This window comes from Lentilactobacillus parafarraginis DSM 18390 = JCM 14109 (assembly GCF_001435895.1).
Taxonomy (GTDB): domain Bacteria; phylum Bacillota; class Bacilli; order Lactobacillales; family Lactobacillaceae; genus Lentilactobacillus; species Lentilactobacillus parafarraginis.
In genome coordinates this window covers 1-2,971 of record NZ_AZFZ01000126.1, presented here as the reverse complement: position 1 = coordinate 2,971, position 2,971 = coordinate 1, and the positions used below count along the sequence as shown (strand labels likewise).

Sequence of the window (2,971 nt, the reverse complement as noted above, 5' to 3'; positions counted from 1 at the left end):
ATTAATCTTAGTCTAGCATAGCGCTTACCTAGCGGCAACTTTATTTGGTTTTGTATATTTTGCCAGCTTTTGATTGGAATCCCCATAACAAGGCCCTCTTTCTAAATATCATTGTCTGAAAAGGCATTAAATCCTCCTTGCAAGCGTTCTTTGGAATCAGATGGTGATTCTGTGCTATTTTTAGGTGCTTCTGGAGCTTTTAATTCATCTTTAACATAAGGATCACCTTGAGCCTTTAACCGTTCAATTTCGTGAATTAAAGCGGTTTTAACAAGTGTGGTTTTAGGAATTAATGATTTATCAAAGTAATCAAGGATTTCTTTGTCGACAATTTTCTCGGGATTTAGTCGGACGTTCAAGGTTTTAACTTTTCCCATGATTACATGCTCCCTTCGTTTTGAGCTTGTTGACTTAATCCGTACTTATAAAAGCCGTTAACATTAGCAACTTCTGTATTTTTAACAATAACTGCGTTAGTGAAAGTAGTATTCAAGATTTTTTGGTTAAGCAAATTGGCTCCACCACCGGTAAAGAACAAAGTATCAATACTATTAAGGTTCTTTAACGTTGAAGTTACATTAGCAACTAGGCGCCGGGTAAATCGGTCAATTTCCTTGCAAACCAAATCAGTAATATCATCTTGACGATTTTTAGAAAATCGGTAGCTCCAATGATGTTGCTGGTTTCCCTTTCGTAAATCTTTTTCTAATTGATAAAGGCTAGTATCACCATTAATCCCGTTGGCAATGGCTTCATATAGATCATTTACGCCGGTATTAAATTGATGGCGGTTTTTGCCACTTAGTTCAAAGTTTAAAATCGTATCAATTAGTATTGTTCCACCACCTACGTCAACAATGCCGACTTTTTCGTCTAATAGATCTTTATTCTGGATAAAGCCTTCATTATCTAGTAACTCGTTATATAAAGTGCCAATTGGTTGGGGCAAAATATAGACTTTACGAACTCTTACCGTCACAATTTTATCGTCAATAGTAACTTGATGTTGGCCCTCTAGGACTTTTAATAAAGCTTTTAATTGTCCTTGTTCAGCGTAATCTCCAGTTGGAAGCCCAGCAGTGACGACTACTTCTAAAACTTGATCTTTAGCCGCTTTGAAATCACTTGCTAGTAATCCCAGCGCAAAATTGGCTAGTAATTTAAATGCTTCACTATCGTATCGAGCACCATACATGATTGTATCCGCTAAATATTCGTCAAGGTGAAGCCGATCAACATCTCGACCCCATACGTACTTATCGTCGCTAAAAGGAACTGAATAAGTGTGTAGGTCATTATTCATTGTAGAATTGCCAACCGACATCGGCATGTCTGCTTGATTTAAATATCTTGAAGGCAGCACATATTCCGCTTTGCTGCTTTTTAATTTGGTCTGCTTGTTTCCTAAATCTAAGCTAAAAATATCCATAAAGCACTCTCCTTATATTGCGTTATTTTATGTATATACAAAATACCACATAACACACAATTTGTAAATAGATAGTATTATAAAAGATGCAGTAGAATTAAGTTGCACTACAAAAAACGGTGCTCTGTCAGTCATTTTCGTTTAATCTTGTATTTCTTTCGATACCTGATAAAGGTCGTTCGTTTAATGCCGGTATTACGGGCAACATCTACATCACTCATACCACCTTGATAGAGCTTAAAAGCATGTTGCAGGCGGGGATTGTCTTGGGTATATTGGGGTTTGCGACACTTTATTATCAAAATAGAGGAACATCAACGACAGAAAAAGATTTTCCGTACAGCTTGAGATGTATCATTAATCAGTTNTATTGATTATATGTTGTTTTTGCATGCGCAAGTCGTCATTCTTAATTGAGTGGCGTTTTTTTGTATCTAATAAAATTTTTATTTTATAACGTGATATAATCGCATTCTACTGCATTGTTTGTTTATGCGAGTATATAGTTGTCAAATACGTGCTATGATTGTATCAATAACTTAGCATATACTTGAAAGGGTGGTAGATTTGACAACAATTGCAGAAATTTCAAAGGATTTACACATATCAAGAGCAAGGGTTTATCAAATAATAGATTCGCTAGACGACAAAGACAAGCCTTTAAAAGATAGCGATAATAGATATATTTTAAGTCAAGATGTTGTTAATGCTATACATCAATACTATATCAATAACACAAATAAGGATAAACAAGACAAAAACACGTCAAGCAACGATCAATTAGTTAATATACTTAGACGTCAACTTGACGAAAAGGATCAACAAATAGCAAAGTTTCAAAAATTATTAGATCAACAACAGCAATTGAACTTATCCAGTCAGAAATTACTTGAAAATCAAAAGTCAGAACAAAATATCAAGAATGACACCACACAAAGCCGTGAGAACGATTCTAAGAACGATAAAAGCAATCCAGATACAAACATAAGCAAGCAAAACAAAAAGCCCTCTAATGAGACGAGAGAGAGCTTTTGGAAACGGTTATTTAGATAGGTTGTGAATATTTTTCAAGTGAGTTATAATTTAGTCAATTAAATACGAGTACGAAAAAAAAAGGCGTTGATTAGGTAAGCCGTCAGAAAACTTACTTAACCCAGCTAACAAGTGCGGTAACCACTTGAAGCCTTTTAACGCCAGTTTTTTTATTTATTTGAGGTTCGGAAATTCGTTTCCTACTTCCTTAAGTATATGAAAATAATTGGATTAATGCAAGAGTGATACATAATTGCAGTTAAAAGGGTTTCAAGTCAAACAACTTGTTACCCTTTTTTCTTACTCTCAATAAAGGGAGATATGTAATTATGCAATTTTTCAAAGTAAAAGAAAGCAACTTAAATTCAGATTTAAAGGGTGGCAATGAGATTCTGATTTACTCATTGCTAGAAGATCGTATGCAAGCAAGCACTAAGAATAAAGATTTTTTCAGTAAAAAGTTTAACGATTATTATGTTATGTAACTGCTAAAATAAAGTGAGCCAATTT

At 34.4% G+C, this 2,971-nt stretch carries 4 protein-coding genes and 1 pseudogene; 2 read left to right on the top strand and 3 right to left on the bottom strand.

Features of this window, described 5'->3' with window-relative positions:
• Positions 1-101: 101 nt before the first annotated feature.
• The 3 genes and pseudogenes from FD47_RS14080 to FD47_RS15180 form a co-directional block, all read right to left on the bottom strand.
• A complete protein-coding gene (locus FD47_RS14080) occupies positions 102-377 on the bottom strand; it encodes a hypothetical protein (RefSeq protein WP_003625713.1) in 276 nt (91 codons plus the stop codon).
• Positions 378-379: 2 nt separating this feature from the next.
• The gene (locus tag FD47_RS14075; RefSeq protein ID WP_054736591.1) at positions 380-1,429 is read right to left on the bottom strand and encodes a ParM/StbA family protein; all 1,050 of its coding nucleotides are present in this window, start codon (positions 1,427-1,429) and stop codon (positions 380-382) included.
• 131 nt (positions 1,430-1,560) lie between these two features.
• A pseudogene (locus FD47_RS15180) lies at positions 1,561-1,716 on the bottom strand (helix-turn-helix domain-containing protein); the annotation flags it as partial.
• A gap of 271 nt (positions 1,717-1,987) precedes the next feature.
• Between FD47_RS15180 and FD47_RS14070 the strand changes: the two are divergent.
• Positions 1,988-2,482, top strand: coding sequence for a DUF536 domain-containing protein (locus tag FD47_RS14070; protein WP_054736593.1), 495 nt, complete (start codon positions 1,988-1,990; stop codon positions 2,480-2,482).
• Between the two features lie 308 nt (positions 2,483-2,790).
• Positions 2,791-2,946, top strand: a complete 156-nt coding sequence (locus FD47_RS15465; RefSeq protein ID WP_235806113.1) for a hypothetical protein — start codon at positions 2,791-2,793, stop codon at positions 2,944-2,946.
• The last annotated feature ends 25 nt before the right edge of the window (positions 2,947-2,971 follow it).

Excerpts from the sequence above, each read along its gene's own strand:
- FD47_RS14080 (WP_003625713.1), bottom strand. The coding sequence starts at position 377 with ATGGGAAAAGTTAAAACCTTGAACGTCCGACTAAATCCCGAGAAAATT.
- FD47_RS14075 (WP_054736591.1), bottom strand. The coding sequence starts at position 1,429 with ATGGATATTTTTAGCTTAGATTTAGGAAACAAGCAGACCAAATTAAAA.
- FD47_RS15465 (WP_235806113.1), top strand. The coding sequence starts at position 2,791 with ATGCAATTTTTCAAAGTAAAAGAAAGCAACTTAAATTCAGATTTAAAG.